General features: G+C 47.4%; 17 protein-coding genes. 5 read left to right on the top strand and 12 right to left on the bottom strand.

Translation table 11 applies throughout. The annotated features are described in order from the left end of the window. Positions 1–66 precede the first annotated feature (66 nt). Entirely contained in the window at positions 67–2,604 is a 2,538-nt protein-coding gene (locus tag QUB33_RS21785) for a CHASE4 domain-containing protein (RefSeq protein WP_333354097.1), read from the top strand. A 49-nt stretch (positions 2,605–2,653) separates the two neighbouring features. Here the strand turns inward: QUB33_RS21785 and cobO are convergent, their stop codons facing one another. The 3 genes from cobO to QUB33_RS21770 all read right to left on the bottom strand — a co-directional run bounded on the left by cobO (position 2,654) and on the right by QUB33_RS21770 (position 4,701). Further along, positions 2,654–3,280 carry a cob(I)yrinic acid a,c-diamide adenosyltransferase gene (gene cobO / locus QUB33_RS21780; RefSeq protein WP_333354094.1) on the bottom strand — a complete coding sequence of 209 codons (627 nt, stop codon included), beginning with the start codon at positions 3,278–3,280 and terminating at the stop codon, positions 2,654–2,656. Positions 3,281–3,339: 59 nt separating this feature from the next. Next, complete coding sequence (locus QUB33_RS21775) at positions 3,340–3,918, bottom strand: Uma2 family endonuclease (RefSeq protein WP_333354093.1); 579 nt, start codon at positions 3,916–3,918, stop codon at positions 3,340–3,342. 165 nt (positions 3,919–4,083) lie between these two features. Continuing rightward, positions 4,084–4,701 carry a hypothetical protein gene (locus QUB33_RS21770; RefSeq protein ID WP_333354090.1) on the bottom strand — a complete coding sequence of 206 codons (618 nt, stop codon included), beginning with the start codon at positions 4,699–4,701 and terminating at the stop codon, positions 4,084–4,086. Between the two features lie 117 nt (positions 4,702–4,818). Here QUB33_RS21770 and QUB33_RS21765 point away from each other — a divergent pair, with 117 nt between their 5' ends. From QUB33_RS21765 to rimM, 3 genes are all read left to right on the top strand, one after another. Continuing rightward, on the top strand, positions 4,819–6,093 hold the full coding sequence (locus QUB33_RS21765; RefSeq protein ID WP_333354087.1) for a molybdopterin-binding protein: 1,275 nt from the start codon (positions 4,819–4,821) through the stop codon (positions 6,091–6,093). Positions 6,094–6,209: 116 nt separating this feature from the next. Beyond that, positions 6,210–6,842 carry a response regulator transcription factor gene (locus QUB33_RS21760; RefSeq protein ID WP_332948633.1) on the top strand — a complete coding sequence of 211 codons (633 nt, stop codon included), beginning with the start codon at positions 6,210–6,212 and terminating at the stop codon, positions 6,840–6,842. A gap of 184 nt (positions 6,843–7,026) precedes the next feature. Continuing rightward, positions 7,027–7,668 carry a ribosome maturation factor RimM gene (gene rimM, locus QUB33_RS21755; RefSeq protein WP_333160172.1) on the top strand — a complete coding sequence of 214 codons (642 nt, stop codon included), beginning with the start codon at positions 7,027–7,029 and terminating at the stop codon, positions 7,666–7,668. 63 nt (positions 7,669–7,731) lie between these two features. On the opposite strand, the gene QUB33_RS21750 is transcribed toward rimM, so the two are convergent. From QUB33_RS21750 to QUB33_RS21705, 9 genes are all read right to left on the bottom strand, one after another. Beyond that, a complete protein-coding gene (locus QUB33_RS21750; RefSeq protein ID WP_333354084.1) occupies positions 7,732–8,202 on the bottom strand; it encodes a phosphate-starvation-inducible PsiE family protein in 471 nt (156 codons plus the stop codon). Between the two features lie 360 nt (positions 8,203–8,562). Next, positions 8,563–8,877 (bottom strand): RNA-binding protein, encoded by a 315-nt coding sequence (locus QUB33_RS21745; protein WP_333143949.1) that lies wholly within the window; start codon positions 8,875–8,877, stop codon positions 8,563–8,565. Positions 8,878–8,893: 16 nt separating this feature from the next. Further along, a complete protein-coding gene (locus QUB33_RS21740; RefSeq protein WP_333354081.1) occupies positions 8,894–9,340 on the bottom strand; it encodes a hypothetical protein in 447 nt (148 codons plus the stop codon). 161 nt (positions 9,341–9,501) lie between these two features. After that, the gene (locus QUB33_RS21735) at positions 9,502–11,685 is read right to left on the bottom strand and encodes a nitrate reductase (RefSeq protein ID WP_333354077.1); all 2,184 of its coding nucleotides are present in this window, start codon (positions 11,683–11,685) and stop codon (positions 9,502–9,504) included. A gap of 375 nt (positions 11,686–12,060) precedes the next feature. Then, complete coding sequence (locus QUB33_RS21730; RefSeq protein ID WP_333354075.1) at positions 12,061–13,767, bottom strand: nitrate ABC transporter ATP-binding protein; 1,707 nt, start codon at positions 13,765–13,767, stop codon at positions 12,061–12,063. A gap of 104 nt (positions 13,768–13,871) precedes the next feature. Continuing rightward, positions 13,872–15,896 carry a nitrate ABC transporter ATP-binding protein gene (locus tag QUB33_RS21725; RefSeq protein WP_333354070.1) on the bottom strand — a complete coding sequence of 675 codons (2,025 nt, stop codon included), beginning with the start codon at positions 15,894–15,896 and terminating at the stop codon, positions 13,872–13,874. A gap of 195 nt (positions 15,897–16,091) precedes the next feature. Continuing rightward, positions 16,092–16,961 carry a nitrate ABC transporter permease gene (gene ntrB, locus QUB33_RS21720; RefSeq protein ID WP_333354067.1) on the bottom strand — a complete coding sequence of 290 codons (870 nt, stop codon included), beginning with the start codon at positions 16,959–16,961 and terminating at the stop codon, positions 16,092–16,094. Positions 16,962–17,127: 166 nt separating this feature from the next. Beyond that, on the bottom strand, positions 17,128–18,447 hold the full coding sequence (locus tag QUB33_RS21715) for a CmpA/NrtA family ABC transporter substrate-binding protein (RefSeq protein ID WP_333354064.1): 1,320 nt from the start codon (positions 18,445–18,447) through the stop codon (positions 17,128–17,130). Positions 18,448–18,538: 91 nt separating this feature from the next. Beyond that, entirely contained in the window at positions 18,539–20,425 is a 1,887-nt protein-coding gene (locus QUB33_RS21705) for a ferredoxin--nitrite reductase (RefSeq protein ID WP_445299546.1), read from the bottom strand. A gap of 610 nt (positions 20,426–21,035) precedes the next feature. Here QUB33_RS21705 and QUB33_RS21700 point away from each other — a divergent pair. Then, entirely contained in the window at positions 21,036–21,251 is a 216-nt protein-coding gene (locus QUB33_RS21700) for a hypothetical protein (protein WP_190662664.1), read from the top strand. The last annotated feature ends 756 nt before the right edge of the window (positions 21,252–22,007 follow it).

Genomic DNA, 22,007 nt, shown 5'->3' with positions numbered 1-22,007 from the left:
TCAGGAAACAGCAGTAAAATTGCTCCTGAGTTTAGAATTTCGGACGGACACCAAACACATGGCAAGATGAAACTGCGTCGGAAAACACTATCGATCGTTGGCATTACCATCGCTGGATTGACTGGCATTCTGTATGCCGCCTCCTCAAGAATCCTCTTGGGCAGCCTGATCAAAGCAGAGGAACAAGAAGCCACACAGGTTGTCAAGGGAGTGCTCAGCGTGTTCGGGCAAACCGCAGACGACTTCAACTCGCGTTTTGCCGACTGGTCGGCCTGGGACGACGCCTACGCTTTCATTCAAAACCGCAACTCAGGATTCATTGCGTCTAATTTAGTTCCACCAGCGCTGGCTAATTTGAGAGTTAATATAGCCGTATTTGTCAATACTTCTGGCAAAATAGTTCACGGTACGGGTTTTGACAGCGAAAAGCTGAAACTAACGCCTGTTCCAGAAGCATTAAAACGGCGCATTTCTCTCCGTGACCCGCTGTTGCAGCACCCCAACCCCAAAAGCAGCCTCGCTGGTATCCTGCTGTTACCGTCAGGGCCGATACTGATTACTTCCCGGCCAATTGTCAGGACTAAAAGCACCGGCCCGATCCGAGGTACGCTGATATTCGGGCGCAATTTAGATGCTGCCGGCATTGCGAAGCTTTCTAAAATTACTCGCTTGCCGCTAATCGTACACAGCGTTAATGAGCCTGGGTTGCCTGCTGACTTTCAGAAAGCGCGGGAGAAACTGTCGGAAAAAAAGCCGATTTTGGTGCGTCGTTTAAGCGAAGAGTCGATCGCGGGTTACGCCCTGCTCCGCGATATTTACAACAAACCTGCGCTGCTATTGCGGGTGGATATCCCCAGAGAAATATATCGGCAAGGTCAGATCAGTTTGCTGTACCTGCTGGGGTCTGTAGCGTTAGCGGGAGTTGGGTTGGTCGGCTGCACTCTGCTGCTGCTAGAGCGTCTGGTGCTGTCTCGGTTGAGCGGTTTGGCGAAAGCAGTCAACCACGTCAGCAGCAGCCAAGACCTCTCGGTGCGACTGCCGGTGACGGGTGAAGATGAGTTGTCAGACCTTGCCCATACTATCAACGGAATGTTGAGTGCGATCGCCCAAGCCGAAAGCGAACAACTTGAGGAAAAAGCCCGCTACCGAGCCGTAGTCGAGCAAGCTACAGATTGTATTTTCCTATGGGACGCTCAAACCAAACGCCTTTTGGAAGCCAATACAGCGTTTAGAGACTTGCTCGATTACAGTCTTGATGCGATTTCGCAACTGACTATTTACGATATCATCGCTTACTCTAAAGACCTAATTGACAACAATATCGAGTTGCTGCTGACGGACAAACAATTCAGAATTGGCGAAGTTCTCTACCGTCGCCGAGACGGTTCCTGCGTGGATGTAGAAGTGAGCGGGAGCGTGATTTCCTACGGCGGCCGCGAGATTATTTGCACTGTTGTCCGCGACATTACCGAGCGCAAACAAGCCGAAGCCGAACTGCGAGCCTCGGAAGAACGCTACAGACTTTTGTTTAAAAATAACCCCCATCCGATGTGGGTTTACGATTTAGAAACTCTGCAATTTATAGCCGTCAATCAGGCTGCTGTCCAACACTACGGCTACACTCGCGACGAATTTCTCAACATGACCGTTGCGGACATTCGTCCCCCCCAAGAGCTGCCGAGATTGCTAGAAAATATCTCCCAAGTAGATGTCGGTATTGAGTTTGCAGGTGTGTGGCAGCACCAGAAAAAAGACGGAACAATTATTGATGTAGAAATTACTTCGTATGCTCTGGTATTTGATAGCAGAAATGCTGAATTAGTGCTGGCTCACGACGTGACCGACCGCTTGCAAGCTGAGGCAGAACTCTACAAGGCAAAGGAAGCCGCAGAAGCAGCTAGTTTGGCTAAAAGTCAGTTTTTGGCTAACATGAGCCACGAACTGCGAACTCCTCTGAATGCGATTATCGGTTACAGCGAGATTCTGCAAGAAGAGGCTTTAGATTTGGGCGAAGAAAATTTTGTATCGGATTTGGAGAGAATTCACAATTCAGGCCAGCTTTTACTTTCCTTAATTAATGATATTCTGGACTTGTCGAAGATTGAAGCTGGTCACGCGGAACTTGAATTAGAAAGTTTTGACGTGTCGGAGGCAGTTCAAGATGTAGCCAGAACTGTTGAACCGCTATTTTTGCGAAACACTAATCGCCTGAATGTGGAGTGTCCTAATAATATTGGGGAATTGTATTCCGATCAAACTAAGTTTACTCAAATTTTGTTTAATTTGCTCAGTAATGCAGCTAAGTTTACTCATAAAGGAACAGTTACACTCAGCGTTGAAAGAATTAAAAATGACGAGAATAGTTGGGATTCGGAACAGTTAATTATTAAGTGTACTGATACGGGGATTGGGATTACTCCTGAACAGCTACAAAAGTTATTTCAACCTTTTACGCAAGCTGATGCTTCGACTACCCGCAAGTACGGAGGTACGGGTTTGGGCTTGGCAATAGCGCAGAAATACTCTCAGATGCTGGGGGGAGAAATTACTGTGAGTAGCGAGTTTGGCAAGGGGTCAACTTTTACTTTAACGTTGCCAGCATAGCTCTTTTTTAAGTTTTAGAGGGGCGCAAAAGTCTTGACTACCAACAACATTAATACTCAATGCCTGGTTGAGCTTTAATCCCTTGTTCTCGGAATGGATGCTTAACTAAAGTCATTTCTGTCACCAAGTCTGCCCGTTCGATTAGCGCTGGCGGGGCGCCTCTGCCTGTTAAAATAATGTGGGTTTCTTCGGGTTTTTGTTCTAACCCGGAAAGCACTTGCTCGACTTGCAAATAACCTAGTTTTAAGGCTATATTGACTTCATCTAGAAGAACTAATTTAAATTCGGGATTGCAGATGAAAGTTAGGGATTTTTCCCAGGCTTTTTGAGCTGTTTCGATATCTCGCTCGCGGTTTTGCGTGTCCCAGGTAAAGCCTTCCCCCATTGCGTGGAATTCTAGCTGTTTTTCCCAGAGTTGAAAAACGGCTTTCTCTGCGGGTTCCCACGCCCCTTTGATAAATTGTACTATGGCGACGCGGTATCCGTGACCGAGCGATCGCACAACCATTCCCAAAGCGGCTGTAGTTTTGCCTTTCCCGTTACCGGTATTGACTATAATTAAACCTTTTTCTTTTGAGGAGTTAGCGATTCGCTGCGCCTGTACTTCTTGGCGGCGCTGCATTTTCTGTTTGTGTTGTTCCGCTGTTAAGCCAGTGGTTTCTGTATTGGTTTCCATTAGATTTTTTTTAACCGCAGATGAACGCAAATAAACGCTGATAGATGCAAGATGTCTAGTTATTGCCACAGTGTTTCCAAGTTTAGCACGAAACCGGGCAAAACATCTTCTCCTGAAAGTTCTGTTGGAGATTCCAAAACTTCTATTTCTTGTCCTTGGCGATAGATTTCGACTCGGCGCGTTTTGCGGTTGATTAACCAGCCTAATTTTACTTGGTTATTCATGTATTCTTGCATTTTGTCTTGAGTATCTTTTAAACTGTCGGTGGGCGACATTAACTCTAAGACAAAATCCGGGGCAATCGGGGGAAATTTTTGTTTTTGTTCGGGAGTTAGTGCCTCCCATCTTGATTTTTCAATCCAAGAGACATCGGGAGAACGGTTTGCACCGCTTGGCAGTTTAAAGCAAGTGGAAGAATCGAAACAAATTCCCAGTTTAGTTTGTCTGTTCCAAATTCCAAAATCAGTAGCTATTTCAAAATTGTAATTTCCGGTTTCTCCTCCTGTGGGTGGCATGACGATTATTTCTCCTTTGGCGTTGCGTTCAAATTTGACATCGGGGTTTTCGCGGCACAGTTGATAAAATTGGTCGTCGGTTAGTTTAACTATCGAGTTGAAGTTGATGGTAACTGCTATCATGGTATTTTATCAAGATGGGTTGGAATTTTTAAGCCACATAATGTATATGAATGCGGATAAATGCCGAGCGATGCAGATGCTGTAAGTATTATTGATGGAGGAAGGAGGATTTGAGGGGTAGTTTTGGGGAGGTACTGGTGATACCATTATATCATCTACTTATAACTAACTCTCAAGATTTTTATAAAAAGCTTTTAGGAGGAAACACTTACAGACATACCAATAATAAAACGCAATATTGATTTCGCTAAACAATTTAGGTACTCCCTCTAGTAAGCTGGAAAATATTTTGTTTTTTAAATGCAGGGAATCCACGCAGATCGCCAAAAACAACAAACCCAAACCAGTTAATAATATTTGGTAGGGAGTTAACTGTAGTTCTCGCCGAAAAAACCATCCGTAGGAGAACAAAACAAGGGCGTACAAAAGACTTACCCCTAGCTTGGGAATTCCTACGGCTATCATATATATATGAATTCTGTAAATTTGATTCAGTAGAAATCCACCTGTTAAAAGGGCGGAAAATAAAATAAATCGATTTTCGGGATTGCGCGGTTGAAGAGTTTTAGCTAATCCATAGGTGAAAGTACAAACAATGACGGGTACAGAACATAAAATTTGGAATGTTCGAGTTAACAAGGCGACATTGGGATTGGGAGAAAAATAAGGTTGAAAAAATAAATCGCTGACTTTTAATCCGGAAATTTGAGTTATCTTTATTAGCAGCGCCACCACTAATAAAGATACAAAATTTAGTATAAAAACAGAGTGACTAATAGTCATAAGCAATTAATACCAAAAATTAGGTGGATTGTCAAAATACAAAAAAATTATATCACCAATATCTCTGGAGATTTTGCTAAACTTAATCAGGAGTGTTATCAAAACAAGGAGACAGTCATGCTGTCAGTGAAAGAAGCAGAATCGATCGTTCTAAATTTGGCGCAACCCCTCGACAGTCAGCGGGATGTAGAAACTGTAGACTTGCTGGCAGCATCGGGGCGCATTTTGGCGGCACCTGTCACTGGTTCTCTCGATTTTCCTTATTGGGATAATTCAGCAATGGATGGGTACGCGGTGCGGTTTGCTGATGTGGAAAACTGTAGCGCCGAAAAACCAGCGGTACTCGAAGTAGTTGAAGAGATTCCAGCCGGATATCAGCCTCAAAATACCGTCCAATCGGGGCAAGCGGCGCGAATTTTTACGGGTGCTATGATGCCAGCGGGTGCTGATACGGTGGTAATGCAGGAAGAAACGAGGCGAGAGGGCGATCGCATTTTTATCTTAGTTTCTCCTGAAAAACCCCAAGCATTTGTCCGGCACAAAGGCGCTTTTTATCAAGCAGGAACAACTTTGCTAACTCCCGGTACAGTTATCAATGCCCCAGAAATGGCGGTGTTAGCAACTGCACAGTGCATTCAAGTTCCCGTTTATCGGCGGCTGCGGGTGGCAATTTTTTCTACTGGTGACGAATTGGTATCGCCTGACGAACCTTTGGCACCGGGGAAACTGGTAGACTCGAATCAGTATGCTTTGACAGTTTTGTTGGCCCAAATGGGATTTGAACCGATTCGATTGGGGATTGTTCCTGATAATGAAGATGCGTTAAATAAGGCGGTATCCCGGGCTGTGGCGACGGCGGATGTGGTGCTTTCCACGGGGGGCGTATCGGTAGGAGACTACGATTATGTCGAGAAAATCTTGGCAGATTTGGGAGGGAAAGTTCACATTAGTTCTGTGGCGATTAAGCCGGGGAAACCTTTAACGGTTGCTGAGTTTAAAAGAGGTGAAAGAAATGATGATTCGCCGAGTTTGAGTTCGGATTGTCTCTATTTTGGTTTGCCGGGAAATCCGGTTTCGGCTTTAGTCTGCTGTTGGCGGTTTGTTGTGCCTGCTTTGAGAAAGATGTCTGGGCTGGGCCCGGATGCTTGGGGGCCGGAGTTTGTGCGGGTTCGGTGTCATGCTGAATTGCGATCGCAGGGCCGGCGCGAAACTTATGTTTGGGGTAAACTGCATTTAGTTGCCGGAGTCTGGGAATTTGAACCTGCTAGCGGCAGCCAAAATTCAGCGAATTTAATTAACCTCGCAAATACGAGTGGTTTAGCAGTTTTGCCCGCATCGGAAACCTGGATTGGGCCCGGCGAATTCGTTGAAGTTTTAAAAGTTAGTTATTAGTCATTAGTCATTAGTCATTGGTTATTTGTTATTGGTTCGGTAGAAGTTCATGTAAAATATTAACAACTAAGTAATATTCCTTCTTCCTTGTTCCTTCTTCCTTCTTCCCTCGTATGATGAGAATTTTAATTGTTGAAGATGACCCGATGATGCAACTGGGATTAGAGCAAGTTTTAGCCGATTCCCCAGAAATAGAAATAGTAGGACAAGCAGAAGACGGCTATTTAGGCGTAGCAGCAGCACTGAAACTCAAACCTGATATTATTGTAATGGATATCGGTTTGCCACGGCTGGACGGCATAGCAGCGACGCAGCAAATTAAAGCACAACTGCCAGAAGTTCGAGTAGTAATGTTAACTTCTCACACGGCAGAAACTGAAATTATTGCTGCCCTTTCTAGCGGTGCTGATGCTTATTGCATTAAAGGTGCTTCCGTAGACAGGCTGTTAGCAGCGATTGCCGCCGCAGCAGAGGGCGCTACATATCTTGACCCCCAAATTGCCCGGACTGTCATCGAACACCTAAAACCCCCGGTACCTGCCTCTACAACTACTTTTGGTCAGTTGTCACAGCGGGAATTGGAGGTGTTAAAATTAATGGTGGAAGGTAACAGCAATCCCGAGATAGCAGCGGCGCTTTACTTGAGCCCAAATACTATTAAAACTCACGTTCGCGGTATTATGAATAAGTTGGCAGTGGATGACCGCGTGCAAGCAGCAGTTGTAGCGCTGAGAACTGGATTGGTGTAAAGAAGGAAGAAGGAAGAAGGAAGAGGGAAGAAGGAAGAAGGAAGAGAAAAGAGGGAAGAAGGAATAAAAATAATTCAACATTTTTCAGTTGCCAATTCCCTATTCCCTATTCCCAATGGCGAATTCCCTATTCCCAATGCCAAGCTCCCACTATCAATTACTAGCAATTTGAGTGATATAATCTATGTCTGAGTGGATAGAAATCGGTAAAATTGTAGCAGCTCAAGGTTTGGACGGGGAAGTGCGAGTCTATCCCGATTCGGATTTCCCGGAAAGGTTTATCGAACCGGGGAAGCGGTGGATTTTGCGCCCTAACAAAAGTGAACCGGAACCCATCGAGTTTTTGGGCGGTCGCTACATCCCGGGCAAAGGGCTGTATGCTGTAGAGGTAGAGGGTGTGGAAGACCGCGATGGTGCTGAGGCGCTGCGGGGCTGTAAGTTGTTTGTTGAAAAGACCGATCGACCTTACCTTGAATCTGATGAGTTTTACGTCCAAGATTTGATCGGTATGGAAGTTTTTAACCAGCTAACCGGGGAAATCTTAGGCAAGGTAAGTGATATTATTCCCGCAGGTAACGACCTTTTAGAAGTAGAAACGAATCTAACGCCGCCGGAAACTGTCGCCGCAGAATTAGAAAAGCCAAAACAGCCGGAAACTCCCAAAGCCAACGCTGACCCCAGAAATACCCGCAAACCACGGAAAATTCGCGTTAAAGAGCCTAAATCCACAAAAATCTTGATTCCTTTTGTGGAAGAGATTGTGCCAGTTGTTGACTTAGAACAAGGCAGAATTGAAATTGTGCCTCCTCCTGGTTTATTGGAATAATATGATGTCCGGTCGCTGGACCGGACATCATATTAGTTATTAACAATTCCCCATTCCCAATTCCTAATGCCCACTATTATCGTTTCCTCTATTTGTTGACCGCACTATCAAGTAACTGATGGAAAGCGCGAAAATTGCAATCGCCAAACCAATCAAGTCGGCTGCTGTTTTCTTTTCCAGATCAAGAATGATGATTTTTCGAGATACTGCTATCAAAGAAGTTACAATAACTAGCTCTACTTGAATTACGTGCTTTTTCAGATAAGCTGTAATATTTTCCAATATTTCCAATGCAATTAAAACATTTAAAAATAACCCAAATATCACAAACAACGTGTCTTTTAAGAAATTATCAGTGTGGTTTACCAATTCTTGTGTTAAAAAAATCACCAAATCGGCAACGCTGACGATAATTACCAAAATCATTGCCAGTGATAAAACTTTCGATATTATTACTTCTACACTTTCTGTAAAATGCAGAAAATTTTCATCACTACTTGACTTGGAAATTTGCCTAAATATTTTTTTCAGCATAAAAGTAATTTAGTCATCATTCCTGATGATTTTGTCATGGTTCGGTACACTTTGCAAGCACCAAACTCTGCGATTGCCTGGTTTCACTGCGCCACGCGCGCACTGGGGAAGGCGACTCTCTCTGCCTGTTATATTTTCTAGTTTTTCGTGTCAGCGAGGAATCGATCGCGCGCGATCGACCTCCTGATTAATAATTTTTGCCATAAAAAAACCTCAAACTATTGTCTAGCAATATTTTGAGGCTTTTAAGGCGCGGTGCGGCAACTGAACTAACTATCTATTCTCAACAGAGAATGATTGTTGACTTCCAGCTTGCTCCGACGCAATATACAAGATAGCTAAAAATTTAGCTCGGGTGGTTTAGTAGCGACGAGAATTGCCACCGCGATCGTTGTTGCCCCAGTTACCACCACCAGAATTGGAACCACGTTCTTCACGGGGTTTTGCTTTGTTGACTTTGAGGTCGCGACCCATCCACTCAGCACCGTCAAGAGCCTCAATGGCTGCGGCTTCTTCGGCTTCTGTAGACATTTCTACAAAAGCGAAACCCCGCATCCGACCTGTTTCCCGGTCAGCAGGCAACTGAACGCGCTTTACTGTTCCGTACTCTCCAAAAGTTTGGTTGAGGTGCTCCTGCGTTACTTCGTAGGATAAATTGCCGACATAGATTGACATTGAACATTCTCCAGAATCAGAGGGTGTAGAGATTTAAATCCGGAGGAACGCCGATCGAACGAACTGCACTGCCGAAAATAAAGCCTTGTAAAAACATCATAGCACCTTGAGGTGCAAACTGCAATTGTCTGACTCGATTAATTAAAAAGAAAGCAGAAGCTATTCGCCAGAAGGCATTCTGCGGAAGCAAAAACCCCCAATCAACAAGGAACAACTCAGAATAAATAAATTTAATTTTTCTTGTTCCCGGGCTCTGCCGGGGAAACGCAGTTTTTAGGCTGCCTAATGGCATAACGATTTTAGGTTTTAGATCTGGGATTGGGGATTTAAGATTTATGTGTAGGGCGCGTCTGGACTCAAAATTTCTCGATCGAAAGAGGTTGTTACCCGAAAAACGGATACAAGCCTCCGACTCCTGTCTTGGAGAGCTCCACGTTTTAGACTCTTGTTCAAAATCCCACATCTATCTGTGAAGTAAATCTCAAATCGTTCGGATCGGAGCGATTGACTAAGCGCTTGTCGAACGTCTCGCCGAACATCAACCCGGTTCCTCCCCATGTCTATAGCCCGGGGCTGCCCGCTCATTCTTCGGCGAGTTGTAACATCCCGTAGTGGGACGGCAGCTCAAGAAGTGACGGCGAGGGAGGATTGGGCCCAATTAAATTCCCCAACTTCTGCGACAACTTCTGCTGCTGTTTCTGCCCCAACCAGCACCAACTGCACTGCACAAGCTTTTAACTCGGGCTGTTTGGAATCGGGACAGCTTGCAGAATGAGTCATGGCATTGGCTTCAGCACCTTCGGCCCACAGAGAACCCCAGTGCATCGGTACAAATAGCGTACCCGGGGCGATCGCCTTTGTGAGTTTTGCCGGAAACTGCGCCTTGCCGCGGCGCGATCGAACTTCCAGCAAATCCCCCTCCTTAATCTGCAATTTGGCAGCATCGCGGGGGTGAATTTCCAAAAACGGATCGGGGTGCAATTGATTAATTTTTTCTGTTCTACCCGTCCGCGTCATCGTGTGCCAGTGTCCGTAAACTCTGCCTGTCGTCAACACAAACGGATAATTCGGATCGGGAGGTTCTGCCAGTCCCCGGGAGTGATAGGCCGAAAATCTCGCCCGCGCGTCAGGAGTGTGAAAACGCCTGTCAGTATACAGCCGTTTCGCTTCGTTCGCTGGATGCACAGGCTCGTTTTCCCGGCAAGGCCACTGCTGGGGGCCTTGTTGGCGGATGTATTCGTGGCTCAGACCGGTCATGTCGCAAGGCTGGCCCCGGGTCAACTGCGCGTACTCTGTAAAAACCTCCGCACTGTTCTCGAAAGCAAAGTGTTCGGCAAAACCCAACCGCCGTCCCACCTCGGCGAAAATGCTCCAGTCGTCGCGGGCTTCCCCGGAGGGAGTGTCGAAACCGGGACAAAAGGTAACGCGGCGTTCGGAATTCGTCATTACTCCGGTTTTTTCGCTCCACTGCGTTGCCGGCAGCAGGATGTGAGCGTAGGCCGAGGTTTCAGTTGGATAGTAAGCTTCTTGATAAATAGTAAAGGGCGATCGCAGCAAAGCGGCTTTAGTACGTTCCAAATCCGGCATACTCACCACCGGATTAGTAGCTGCAATCCACAGCAACTCTACTTCGCCACTTTCCAAACCGGTAATCATCTCCCAAGCTGTGCGGCCCGGATTCGGGGAAATGCTTCCCGGTGCAATTCCCCAAAACTCCTCGACTTGGGTTCTGTGTTCAGCATTTTTCACAAATCGGTAGCCTGGGAGCAAGTGAGACAGTCCTCCCGCTTCCCGCCCTCCCATCGCGTTTGGCTGTCCGGTGAGGGAAAACGGGCCGCATCCCGGTTTGCCGATTTGACCGGTCATCAAGTGCAAATTAATCAGCGATCGCACCTTTGCCGTGCCTTCCGACGACTGGTTGATTCCCATCGACCACAGCGACAAAACGCGCTGCGACTGTTCCCAGTAGTTTGCCGCCGTTTCTAACTCGCTGACAGTAATGCCGCAGCGCGAGGCTACAAACTCCGGCGTGTAAGTGCTAATAACCTCAGCAAAATCTGAAAAATTTGCCGTGCATTCTTCAATAAACTCAGAATCTATTGCTTGCCTGCCTAACAGCAAGTATGCAATTCCGTTAAGCAAATCTATATCCGTACCCGGTTTAATTGCTAAGTGCAAATCCGCCGCTTCAGCAGTCGGAGTCCGCCTTGGATCTACCACAATCATCTTGACATTGGGATTTTTTTTGTGGTATTTTGCTAATCGATTGAATACAATCGGATGGCATTCCGCTGTATTGCTGCCGATAATAAAAGCGCAATCTGTTAATTCTAAATCGTCGTAACAGCAAGGCGGCCCGTCCGAGCCAAAGCTTTGAACATATCCAGAGACTGCTGAAGACATACACAAGCGAGAATTAGCATCAAAATTATTAGTACCCAGACAACCTTTCATTAGTTTCTGGGCAATATAATAATCTTCTGTTGCGAATTGACCCGAACCGTAAACGCACACAGCATCGGGGCCGCTGGTGCTGCGAATTGTTTGGATGCGGTTAACAATTGCATCGAGAGCTTCGTCCCAGCTAGCGCGGCGGAACGGTTGGTCGAGAGTATCTCGCATCATCGGATACAGTAGCCGATCGCTCCGAATGGACTCTGCTACGGTTGCTCCCTTAATACAAACCATGCCCTGACTCGATGGGTGATTGCGATCGCCCCGCACTTTCCAACTTTGTTTTTTGTCGGACACAACTTCTAGACCGCAACCTACACCGCAGTATGGGCAAAGAGTTTTTATAGTTTCCATCTGGTGATTTTAGATGCTAATTTTTGAAAGCTAATGGGTAATTCGTAATTCGTTATTATAGTCGGAACTGAGGGCTCCTGCAAATAACGTGAGAATAATTACTAAATTTCCGCATATATGCTTCCCAGAAACGGACAATACCCTGATTTAAAATTACCCGCTCTCTTACTAAAACTCGCGATTGATATCCCTTTTAGCCCGTGGCTTGCTGCTCCTCACTCCCTCTCTAATAGAGGTACTCCACACCTACATCTTGTCACCCCCAGCTAGGGGGAGCTAGGAGGAATTTTTCCAGAGTTCAAACAGCGCGTCGGTACTACTTTTGACCTAGTTGTTGATAGCAATGTGAGATTTAGTGCGGGACTATTATGTCGCCTACTTCCCTGATTTTACTTCAAATACGCCACCGTTGGTGGGGCTAAAAGTTACTTGGAACTCAGCAGTTTTTTCAGCGCCTACTGCTGCACCGGCAGGAGTTTGCAAAACAGGCAGAGGAGTTTCTTTGACGAAATCTTTAGCTGCTTTATTTGTGGGAGCGAACTGTAGGATATCGCCGTTTTGTTTTACTTTGACCCGATAAGTCAAGCTTTCGGTAAATGTCGGAGTTGTTCTCCAGGTTTGGTCGATTTGTGCATACAACTGCTTTCCGATCGCATCGAGTTCGGCTTTGTCAGAAATCTCTGATGTGGCACTGGTTGCTGCATTTGCCGCGCCCGCGCTGTTAGCGGTAGCAGCGAGGGGTACAGGACTGGAAGCAGCGATGGGTGTAGGGCTGGCATTCGCTGCAGGGCTGGCAGCAGCGATGGGTGCAGGACTGGAAGCAGCAGCGATAGGTGCAGGACTGGAAGCAGCGATGGGTGCAGGACTAGCAGTCGGTGCGATCGAACTTGCTGCAATTTGCGGGCTGGGGGGAGAACTCACAACCGCCGCCGCAGTCGTCGCCTGCGGTGCAGTTTCTTCTAGTTTCGCTTGCTTTAGCTGGCTGGAAATAGCAGACATATTGACGGCCGCTAAAGTAACCATTGCTACGAACCACGAGGCTGCCAGGATGCCGCGTTTGATCGGCGAAGCTTCTGGGGCAACGGCTGCGTGAGAGACAAAAGGTGCAGGTGCGATCGGCCTGTTAGTAGTCTCCGCAAGCGCAGGCTTTTTGCTAGCAGGTAATGGCATCGGTAGCGCGACGGCTTCTGTCTCCGAGTCCGTTGCTTCACCCTCTTCGTGGTGCGCGTAGCGAGAAAACAGGAACTCCAAAGCAAAGTTACGCAGTTCGTAGTATTTCGGGTCTTCCATAATCCGCGCCCGGTTGCGGGGACGGCTGAACGGAACGTGCATATCTTCGCCGATGGAAGCTGCTGGCCCGTTGGTCATCATCACGATGCGATCGGCCAAAAACAAAGCCTCATCAATATCGTGAGTAATCATAATGACGGTAATTTTTTCCTTCCGCCAAATTTTCAGCAATTCTTCCTGCAACTCTTCCCGGGTAATCGGGTCTAGAGCTCCGAAAGGTTCGTCCAAAATCAATAGTTTGGGACGAGTTGCCAGAGCTCTGGCGATCGCAACCCGCTGTTTCATCCCCCCGGACAATTGGCCCGGTCTTTTGTTACAAGCTTCGGTCAGCCCCACTAATTCCAAGTGTTCCTGGACGATCGTATTGTGTTCGTCTGCGGACTTTTCCGGGTAAACATTTTCAACGCCGAGGTGAATGTTTTCAGTAGCAGTCAGCCACGGTAGCAGCGAGTAGTTTTGAAATACCACCATGCGATCGGGGCCTGGTTCAGTAATCTGCGAACCTTGCAGGGCAACTTCTCCGTTTGTCGGCCCGTTGAATCCCGCAATCATATTTAGCAAAGTTGATTTGCCGCAGCCCGAGTGACCGATCAAACAAATAAATTCGCCTTCATTAATAGTCAGGTTTACACCGTCGAGAACGACGTAAGGACCTTTAGGAGTTTCGTAGACTTTCGATACGTCTTTAATAGTAAGAAAGCCTTGCTTGGGCGTTTGAATTTGGGTTGTTTGGGGGGTTGTGAGAATTTGCATACTTTCAGGATTTGGATTTTGGGTCGGGGAATTAGACATGACAACTTTGGATTGAGAATTTGAAATTAGGGAGTTAGGAAGGGGAAAATGTGGAGTCTTGTTTCCTGATTTCTTGCTCCTCATTCCCTCTTCCTATTTGCTGGTTATGCTGGCAGTTTGATGGAACACTGACTGCCTATTTGTTCAATTAAAATTTCTTCAATGCGGACGGCGCGCTTAATTTTGACATTCTGAAGATATTGGATCGGGTCGTCTAGATTAAACACAGTGCCGTCAAATAGCTCGATCGTCCGGCGATCTCTGGCAATATCCGGCAAGCCCAATTCGCGCACTGCTTGACCGAAAACATCGGGCCGCAAAACTCGATCGACGACTTCCACCCAGTTTCTCGGGAACGGGATCAGCCCCCAGCGAGCCATCTGCGCCATCACCCACACCATTTCTAGGCGGTCTGGAAAATTGGTTTTGTCAACGTAGAACTGGTTGAAGTTGTAGAGCATTTCTGGTTCTGCCTCCGTACCGGAGTTGTACGGATCGATGAACCCCGGACGGATGTCTTTCGGATCGGCGCCGATGTATTGTTCTTGGCTAATCAATGCTAGAACTTCTTCGCGGTTGCGGCGGTCGTCGCAGTAGTCGCAGGCTTCCAAAAGCGCTTTGACGAGGGCGAGGTGGGTTTGAGGATATTTTTGAGCCCAATCTTCGGTAACACCGAGAACTTTTTCGATGTGTCCGGGCAGAATATCCAGGGAACGGGCCATGACAAAACCCGTACCGCTGTTGACTGCGTGCGAGTTCCAGGGGTCGCCTGAACAGTAGCCGTCAATGTTGCCTGCTTTTAAATTCGATACCATCTGCGGGGGAGGAATCACGTTCAAGCCCACGTCGAGGTCGGGGTCGATGCCACCAGCAGCCAGCCAGTAGCGGAACAGCAGATTGTGCATGGAGGCGGAGTGTACCATGCCCAAGGTGTGAACTTTATCCGGAGTCTTGGCGATCGCAGCTTTGAAATCCTCTAATGTCCGAATGCCTTGTCTGTAAAGCTCTTTGCTGAAAACAATCGAATTGCCGTTGCGAGAAAGCGTCATGGCGCTACAGATGGGCACAGGGGCTTCACCGTCGAGCCCCAACAGCATACCGATCGGCATTCCTGCGACCATTTGCGCCGCGTCCAGCCGTCCTTCGGCGACTCCTTTAGCGATCGCTTTCCAGCTAGGTTCGCGGCTGAGAGTAACTTCTTCCAAGCCGTGCGCTTGGAAAAATCCTTTTTCTTTGGCTACTACTAAGGGGGCGCAGTCGGTGAGGGGAATAAAGCCGATATCGAGGTTGATTTTTTCCAAGCCATTGCGGGCGATGACAGGCGGTTGTTGTTTGGCCCGGCGCTGTTTGACCCGTTTTTGCTGGTTGAGGAAGTAAACCATTTCGTTACGCAGCGCGTAGTAACTCGGATGGTTGACAACTTCCATGCGCTTGCGGGGGCGGGGAATGTTCACTTCGAGGATTTGCCCGATTTGCGCTTCCGGGCCGTTGGTGAGCATCACAATGCGATCGCTCAGCAATAAAGCTTCGTCCACGTCGTGAGTTACCATCACGCTGGTGACTTTGCTTTCCTCGCAAATTTTCATCAACTGGTCTTGCAAACCGCCGCGAGTTAAGGCATCGAGGGCGCCGAAGGGTTCGTCTAGCAGCAGCAATTTGGGGCGAATCGCCAGGGCGCGGGCGATCGCAACTCTTTGTTTCATCCCCCCAGAAATTTCGCCCGGGCGTTTGTCGGCGGCGTGTCCGAGTCCGACTAATTTAATGTGGTGTTCGATCACCAACTCGCGATCTTCTTGAGAGTTACCGCTGTAAATTTCATTTACTGCTAGGGCAATATTTTCGCGCACCGTCAGCCAAGGTAGCAGCGAGTAATTTTGAAACACCACCATTCTGTCCGGGCCTGGATCGCGGACTTCGCGTCCTTCTAAAGTAATCCCGCCCTGACTTGCTTTGTCGAGGCCGGCGATGATATTTAGCAGCGTAGATTTGCCACAGCCCGAGTGCCCAATTAAGGTGATGAATTCTCCTTTTTTAATTTTCAGTTCGATATTTTTAAGAGCGATGTATTGCTCTCCATTGGGCAAGTTAAATACGCGGTCAACGTGGTCTACTTCAACAAATACTGACATGGCAATTTTAGGTTAGTTTGTAATTTGTATGATGCTGATTATTAATTGGGCATTGGCCATTGGGCATTGGGCATTGGGCATTGGGCATTTGCCATTAATTTATAACTAATTTCTAGCAGTTTATAGGGGGCAACCATTCCCCATTCCCCATTCGCCATGCCCGATGCCCGATGCCCGATGCCCGATGCCCAAATTCTATTTCTGTTCTTCCGGAACTACTTTGGAAGCGATGAAACCAACGATTCTGTCTAAAATTAAACCGACGATTCCTACATAAAGCACTGCTAGAATCACTGCACTGAGTCGAGAACTGTTGTAAGAGTCCCAGATGAAGAAGCCGATGCCGACGCCGCCGACTAACATTTCGGCAGCTACGATCGCCAGCCAAGACAAACCGATCCCAATTCTCAAGCCAGTGAAGATGTAAGGAACAGAAGAGGGAAGCAGGATTTTCCAGAAGTATTTTTGGTTGGGGAGGCGCAAGACGCGGGCGACGTTTCTGTAGTCTTGGGGGATTTGTTGAACGCCTACTGTGGTGTTAATTAGAATCGGCCAAATTGCTGTAATTAAGATTACGAAAAGAGCTGAAACTTCGTTAGCTTTCATCCCCATGCCTTCAAAGGGATTAAACTGTTGAAATACAGCCAGGGCGATCGGCAGCCAAGCCAGGGGCGGGATAGTTCTGAATACTTGAAACAGCGGGTCTAAAGCATCGAACATTAAGGAGTTTGTGCCGATGAGGATTCCCAAACTGATGCCGAGAACTGCTGCCAAAGTAAAGCCGATCGCCACCCGCTGCAAGCTAGCCAAAATTTGCCAGAACAAGCCTTTGTCTGTACCGCCCTTGTCGTAGAAGGGATTGATAATCAGCTCCCAGCTTTCTTGGACAGCTTTGATTGGCCCCGGCAAGCTCGACTCTGGACTGTTGCAGAGGATTTGCCAGATTATGAGCAGAACTGTAATTGCTACCAGCGGACGGATGATTTTCCGGCGGTTTTTTTGAACCTGATCCAGAACGAAATTTACTGGATTTTTGCTTTTAGTAACAGCGAGGTTTGTTGCCATTTTTCTTTTTGCAGTATTGTGAATAATCGATTATTTGTAGATACTTTCAACAGAGTTCAGCAGGTTTTGCCCCTGGAACTAACCCTCAGTTTCACTCCGCCCAACCCCATAACTTTTAGGGGTGTGTCAACTGTCAACTGTCAACTGTCAACAGTCAACAAACTAATTATGCTTTTTTGATTGCCAGACCCTTCAGATATTCTTCGGGTTTTTCTGGGTCAAACTTCACGCCGTCAAAGAAGGTTTCGACACCGCGAGAACTCGTAGCAGGAATTTGGGCTGCGGGAACGCCAAGTGCTGTCGCTGCTGCTTTCCAAATATCTTCGCGGTTAACTTTATCAACCGTGGCTTTGATGTCGGTAGTTGCCGGGATATAACCCCAGCGAATATTTTCAGCTAAGAACCAAGCATCGTGACTCTTGTAGGGATAAGAAGCATTATCCGCCCAGAATTTCATAGCCACTGGGCTGGCAGCTTCAATGCGGCCAGTCCCGTAGTCAATTTGACCTTTAGAGCGACCGATAATATCTGCAACTGGAACTTTTAACCACTTATCTTGAGAGATTATTTGGCACATCTCATCGTGATTTTCTGCCTTGTCGCACCACTGCTGGGCTTCCAGTACGGCCATTGTAATTGCTTTAGCAGCTTTGGGGTTTTTTTCAACCCAATCTCCTCTTAAAGCTAAAGCTTTTTCTGGGTGGTCTTTCCAAAGTTCTCCGGTTACTAAGGCGGTGTATCCTACCTTTTGAGTAACTAGCTGAGCATTCCAAGGTTCGCCGACGCAAAAGGCTTCCATGCTGCCAGATTTCATGTTCGCTACCATTTGGGGCGGCGGTATGGGAATCACGGAAACATCTGTATCTGGATTAATACCGCCGGCTGCTAGCCAGTAGCGCATCCACAAGTCGTGGGTGCCACCGGGAAAAGTTATAGCAACAGGAAGGTTTTGGCCAAAAGCTGCTTTCAGGGGTGCGCTGTCTGTACCTACTTTTAAATCTAGGTATTTTTTGCTGAGCGAAATTGCCTGACCGTTAGTATTTAACCGCGCCACAAGGTTCATCGGCACTGGCTGATTGCCTTTGGTAATAGTGCCTAATGTCATGTGGTAAGGCATCGGGGATAAAATGTGAGCCCCGTCAATGCCACCTTTGTCGGAACCGAGTTCTAAGTTGTCGCGAGTAACTGGCCAAGAGGCTTGTTTGGTAACTTGTACGTCTTTCATGCCGTACTTGGCAAATAGCCCTTTTTCTTGGGCAATGATTAACGGTGCTGCGTCGGTGAGGGCGATGAATCCGAGTTTGGCTGCGGTAACTTCTGGGGCGTCGGCAGGGTTGATGTTGACTGCTGGGGCGCCGCTGGGTGTGGCGCCGCTGGGAGTTGCGCTAGATGTGGTGGGACCGGAACTGCAACCGTGAGCTAGGAGGGTACCGGCTGCTGTTGCTCCGGCGGTGATGATGAATTTTCTTCTGGAAAGGTTGCTCATTTGTCTTGAATTGTTGTTGTACTTTGAGATGGTGGAAATGTGAGATGTAAGATTGATTCGCGACCTTCGCATCGCATCTCACATTATGAGATTAGGCGTCGATCGTCACTCTGCCGATCGCCCGCGCGCTGCAAGTTAAAATGAACCCTGGTTCTAAGCCGGCGGCCGCTTCGGGGTGGCTGTCGTAGGCGGCAATATTACCTTCTACAAGTTTCTGCTTGCAAGTGCCACAAACTCCTTTTCGGCAATCGCTGTCAAGTTCGACCCCTGCCCGTTCGGCAACGTCGAGAATGTACTCATCTTCGCTGCAAGCAACTTCTTTGCCCGATCGAGCGAAAATGACAGTAGATGTCTGAGGTTTGGGTGCCTGGGCTGCCGCTTCGCCCTCCTCAACCGTCAATTGCAGTTGTCGCTGCAGCACAGCTACATCCCCTGTAATCTCTTTGGGAACTGCCCCAAACTGCTCGACTAACAGTTGATGCAGCAGCGGTTTGAGGTCTTCACAAGCGATGCCTTTTTGGACGCAAGCACCCAAATGAGCGTCTTTGCCAACTGTGCCTCCCATGTAAATGTCTACACCTTCGAGGGTTTTGCCGTTCTTGCGAACTTTTGTTCCCATCAAACCAATGTCTGCTACTTGGGGTTGACCGCAGGAATTGGGGCAACCTGTCCAGTGAATTCTGATTGGTTTGGGAAGTGACAGTTCGACATCGAGTTCCTCAATCATTGCCACGGCGCGGCTTTTGGTTTCGATGAGGCCGAAGTTGCAAAACTTGGCGCCGGTGCAGGAAACCAAGGCTCGCATCAGCGGTGCGGGCTCGATAGAAAAATGCTGCAACAGCGGTTCTTTGACCAGCGATTCAATCCGCGACTCGGGAACGTTGGGAATAATCACGTTTTCTTCCACAGTGAGCCTGAGTTCGCCGCTTCCGTAAACCTCCGCGATTCTGGCCAAATCGAACAAATCCGATGCCTGCAGCCGTCCGACTGGAACGTGCAGCCCTACATAGTTGAGCCCTGATTGTTTTTGGGGGTAGATGCCGATGTGGTCGCGTTTGTCCCAGGTGATTTCATCTTTGAGGGCGGCGGCGGGCAAAGGGCGACCTAATTCTTGTTCGACTTCGGCTCGGAATTGTTCGATTCCGAGTTCGTCAATCAGCCACATCAGCCGCGATTTTTGGCGGTTTGCTCTCGGGCCTCGATCGCGAAACACAGTTAAAATTGCTTTGCACAAATCTACAACGTCGCTGGGACTTGCCCATGCGTTGAGAGGAATTGCAGCTTCGCAGCGTTTGGCGGAGAAGAAGCCGCCGACTAAAACGTTAAAGCCGATGTTGCCATCTTTGTAAGCGGGTACGAAGGCGATGTCGTTGATTTCTGCGTGGACTGAGTTGTCGCGGCAGCCTGCGATCGCAATATTAAACTTTCTCGGCAAATTTGAAAACGCGGGGTTGCCTTCGCCGCTGTTCGTAATCAGGTCTTGGACTTGGTTCGCCAGTTCCCGCGTATCTATCAGTTCGTCGGCGTCCAAGCCCGCGACTGGGGAACCCGTGATGTTGCGTACGTTGTCCATGCCAGACTGGATGCTGGTCATGCCCGCTTCTTTGAGGCGGCGGAAGATGTCGGGTACGTCTTCGATGCGAATTCCGCGCAATTGCAGGTTTTGTCTGGTGGTGATGTCGGCGCTGCCGTCGTCGCCGTAGCGTTGGACGATTTCTGCTAGCGTTCTGGTTTGATTGCTAGTAATGATGCCGTTGGGCAAGCGCAGCCGCATCATGAATTTGCCGGGAGTTACTGGCCGAAAGAAAATGCCGAGCCATTTGAGGCGGTGCTCGCGATCTGTTTCGTCCATTGCTTCCCAGCCGATTGCGGCGAAGTGGTCGAGTTCGCCTTTTAATGCTAAGCCATCTTTTTCGGCTTTGAGTTTTTCAAACTTGTTCAGGCTCGCTTGGGCTTTGGGTTCTATTGTTTGGGTCATCGGTTTACCCTCGCTGCTGGCTTGTGGGGAGGTATTGACTTGGAGCATAAAGTGTGTGTTTCCTGCTAACCTTAGTGACTGTATGAATTTAAAACTGTATATTTAGTTACTAGATCGAATTTCTTTTAAGCATGGTTGGTCTTCTGTACATTTGAGCTTGACTGGGCGCTGGCTCGAACGTCGCCAAACTATTTATGGTTATAGTTGCTACCGATGATTCGGTCGATCGCTGCGTTTCGATGCACCTTTGTTATGAGCTAATGTAAAGCCCACGATTGTAAATATTCGTAGCTATTTTTACAAAAGATTGAGTTTTATGAATATTTCGCATAGAGCTCATGCGTTTTATACATCGGTAATGGGTAAAGACACCCCTAAAACCGAAAAATCTCTCTAAATCTTTAGATTTAGGACGCAAGAGGGGGAAATTGGAATATCTAAGATTAAGGTTGTGAGTGCGATCGCAGACTTAAAACGAGATCGTCACACAATTACAACGGTCGCTGTCACACAGTTTGCCTCAAAACATCACTTTGTGTGTTAGGCCAGCGTCACTATTAATTTTCGGAGAACGAGAGATGATATAAGAATCGAATTCAGGGAACATCTCATGTTTGTAGTTCAACTTATCCCCGGCGCGATTTCGGAAATGGTTGCCTCTGTTGCGGAGACGGGTTGTTTGACTTTAGCCGATCGCTACGGCTTGATGGCCGCTGTTTTGGACGACTCTCTCGACGAGGAATACAGACATTCAATCAACCGCCTGCTGCGTTCTGTGATTAAGGGAAGAGTCAAGATAGTCAACGAACTGTCGGCGATATATTAACAGCATTTAAAAATTTGATTGATTTATGCACCGCTGCAAGTGCAGAAACCACCGACCCATTTAGAAGGAACCCACGATGCCTGCAGCGGATGTAGCGCCGGAAGTTTCTTGGGTGTTCTAAAAACTTGCGATCGCTCTTGCCGTATGATTTTTTTTGATTCTCGAATTCTAGTTTTGTGCGGCACTTACAGAAAAAGTGGTGATTCACAGTTTTGACGCTCAATTGAGACCCTGTTGGGTGGAACGCTTATGGTAAAATTAGTAAAATTGTTGTGCGCGATCGGCATTTTAGGAGTTTGAGTAATGAAGTCATCCCAACCAACGTAATTATAATTATTGAACATGGCTGGGCATGAAAGACTATTTATGAAAATTATTAATCAAACAATCGAATTATTAATACAATCCGGCCTCGGCATCTACAACATCACGCCCCCAATTGTCAAAATTAATTGGTAATTGATAAAAAATCAATTAAGTCGATCGGCCGGAAAAAATAATAATATCTTGTAGGGGCCGCTCAAGCCTGGGTATTGACTCGCAGACAGTTTATTGCTGCACTCAACCGCCTAAACCCGGTAGTTGGTTTATTTGCACCTATACAGGATTTATGCAGCCCTACTTTATACTGGGCCTGGATAAATCCTGTATTTAGTTACTGCCCTCGGTTAGTTTTTTTGGGAGCATCTCAATTATGCAATGAGTATAAATACTTGCAACAGTCCTATGCAAGAATTATGTAAAATGTCAAAACAC

It is taken from the genome of Microcoleus sp. B3-A4, from assembly GCF_036705385.1.
Classification (GTDB): domain Bacteria; phylum Cyanobacteriota; class Cyanobacteriia; order Cyanobacteriales; family Microcoleaceae; genus Microcoleus.
Note: the sequence above shows the minus strand (reverse complement) of the source record. Positions and strands in the feature narration are given on the sequence as shown.

Bases quoted from the DNA above. Each gene is read 5' to 3' on its own strand.
- rimM (WP_333160172.1), top strand. From the start codon at position 7,027: ATGTCTGAGTGGATAGAAATCGGTAAAATTGTAGCAGCTCAAGGTTTG.
- QUB33_RS21700 (WP_190662664.1), top strand. From the start codon at position 21,036: ATGTTTGTAGTTCAACTTATCCCCGGCGCGATTTCGGAAATGGTTGCC.
- QUB33_RS21760 (WP_332948633.1), top strand. From the start codon at position 6,210: ATGAGAATTTTAATTGTTGAAGATGACCCGATGATGCAACTGGGATTA.
- QUB33_RS21725 (WP_333354070.1), bottom strand. From the start codon at position 15,896: ATGTCAGTATTTGTTGAAGTAGACCACGTTGACCGCGTATTTAACTTG.
- QUB33_RS21765 (WP_333354087.1), top strand. From the start codon at position 4,819: ATGCTGTCAGTGAAAGAAGCAGAATCGATCGTTCTAAATTTGGCGCAA.
- QUB33_RS21735 (WP_333354077.1), bottom strand. From the start codon at position 11,685: ATGGAAACTATAAAAACTCTTTGCCCATACTGCGGTGTAGGTTGCGGT.
- QUB33_RS21785 (WP_333354097.1), top strand. From the start codon at position 67: ATGAAACTGCGTCGGAAAACACTATCGATCGTTGGCATTACCATCGCT.
- QUB33_RS21730 (WP_333354075.1), bottom strand. From the start codon at position 13,767: ATGTCTAATTCCCCGACCCAAAATCCAAATCCTGAAAGTATGCAAATT.
- QUB33_RS21705 (WP_445299546.1), bottom strand. From the start codon at position 20,425: ATGACCCAAACAATAGAACCCAAAGCCCAAGCGAGCCTGAACAAGTTT.
- QUB33_RS21770 (WP_333354090.1), bottom strand. From the start codon at position 4,701: ATGACTATTAGTCACTCTGTTTTTATACTAAATTTTGTATCTTTATTA.
- QUB33_RS21775 (WP_333354093.1), bottom strand. From the start codon at position 3,918: ATGATAGCAGTTACCATCAACTTCAACTCGATAGTTAAACTAACCGAC.
- cobO (WP_333354094.1), bottom strand. From the start codon at position 3,280: ATGGAAACCAATACAGAAACCACTGGCTTAACAGCGGAACAACACAAA.
- QUB33_RS21745 (WP_333143949.1), bottom strand. From the start codon at position 8,877: ATGTCAATCTATGTCGGCAATTTATCCTACGAAGTAACGCAGGAGCAC.
- QUB33_RS21750 (WP_333354084.1), bottom strand. From the start codon at position 8,202: ATGCTGAAAAAAATATTTAGGCAAATTTCCAAGTCAAGTAGTGATGAA.
- QUB33_RS21715 (WP_333354064.1), bottom strand. From the start codon at position 18,447: ATGAGCAACCTTTCCAGAAGAAAATTCATCATCACCGCCGGAGCAACA.
- QUB33_RS21740 (WP_333354081.1), bottom strand. From the start codon at position 9,340: ATGTGGGATTTTGAACAAGAGTCTAAAACGTGGAGCTCTCCAAGACAG.
- ntrB (WP_333354067.1), bottom strand. From the start codon at position 16,961: ATGGCAACAAACCTCGCTGTTACTAAAAGCAAAAATCCAGTAAATTTC.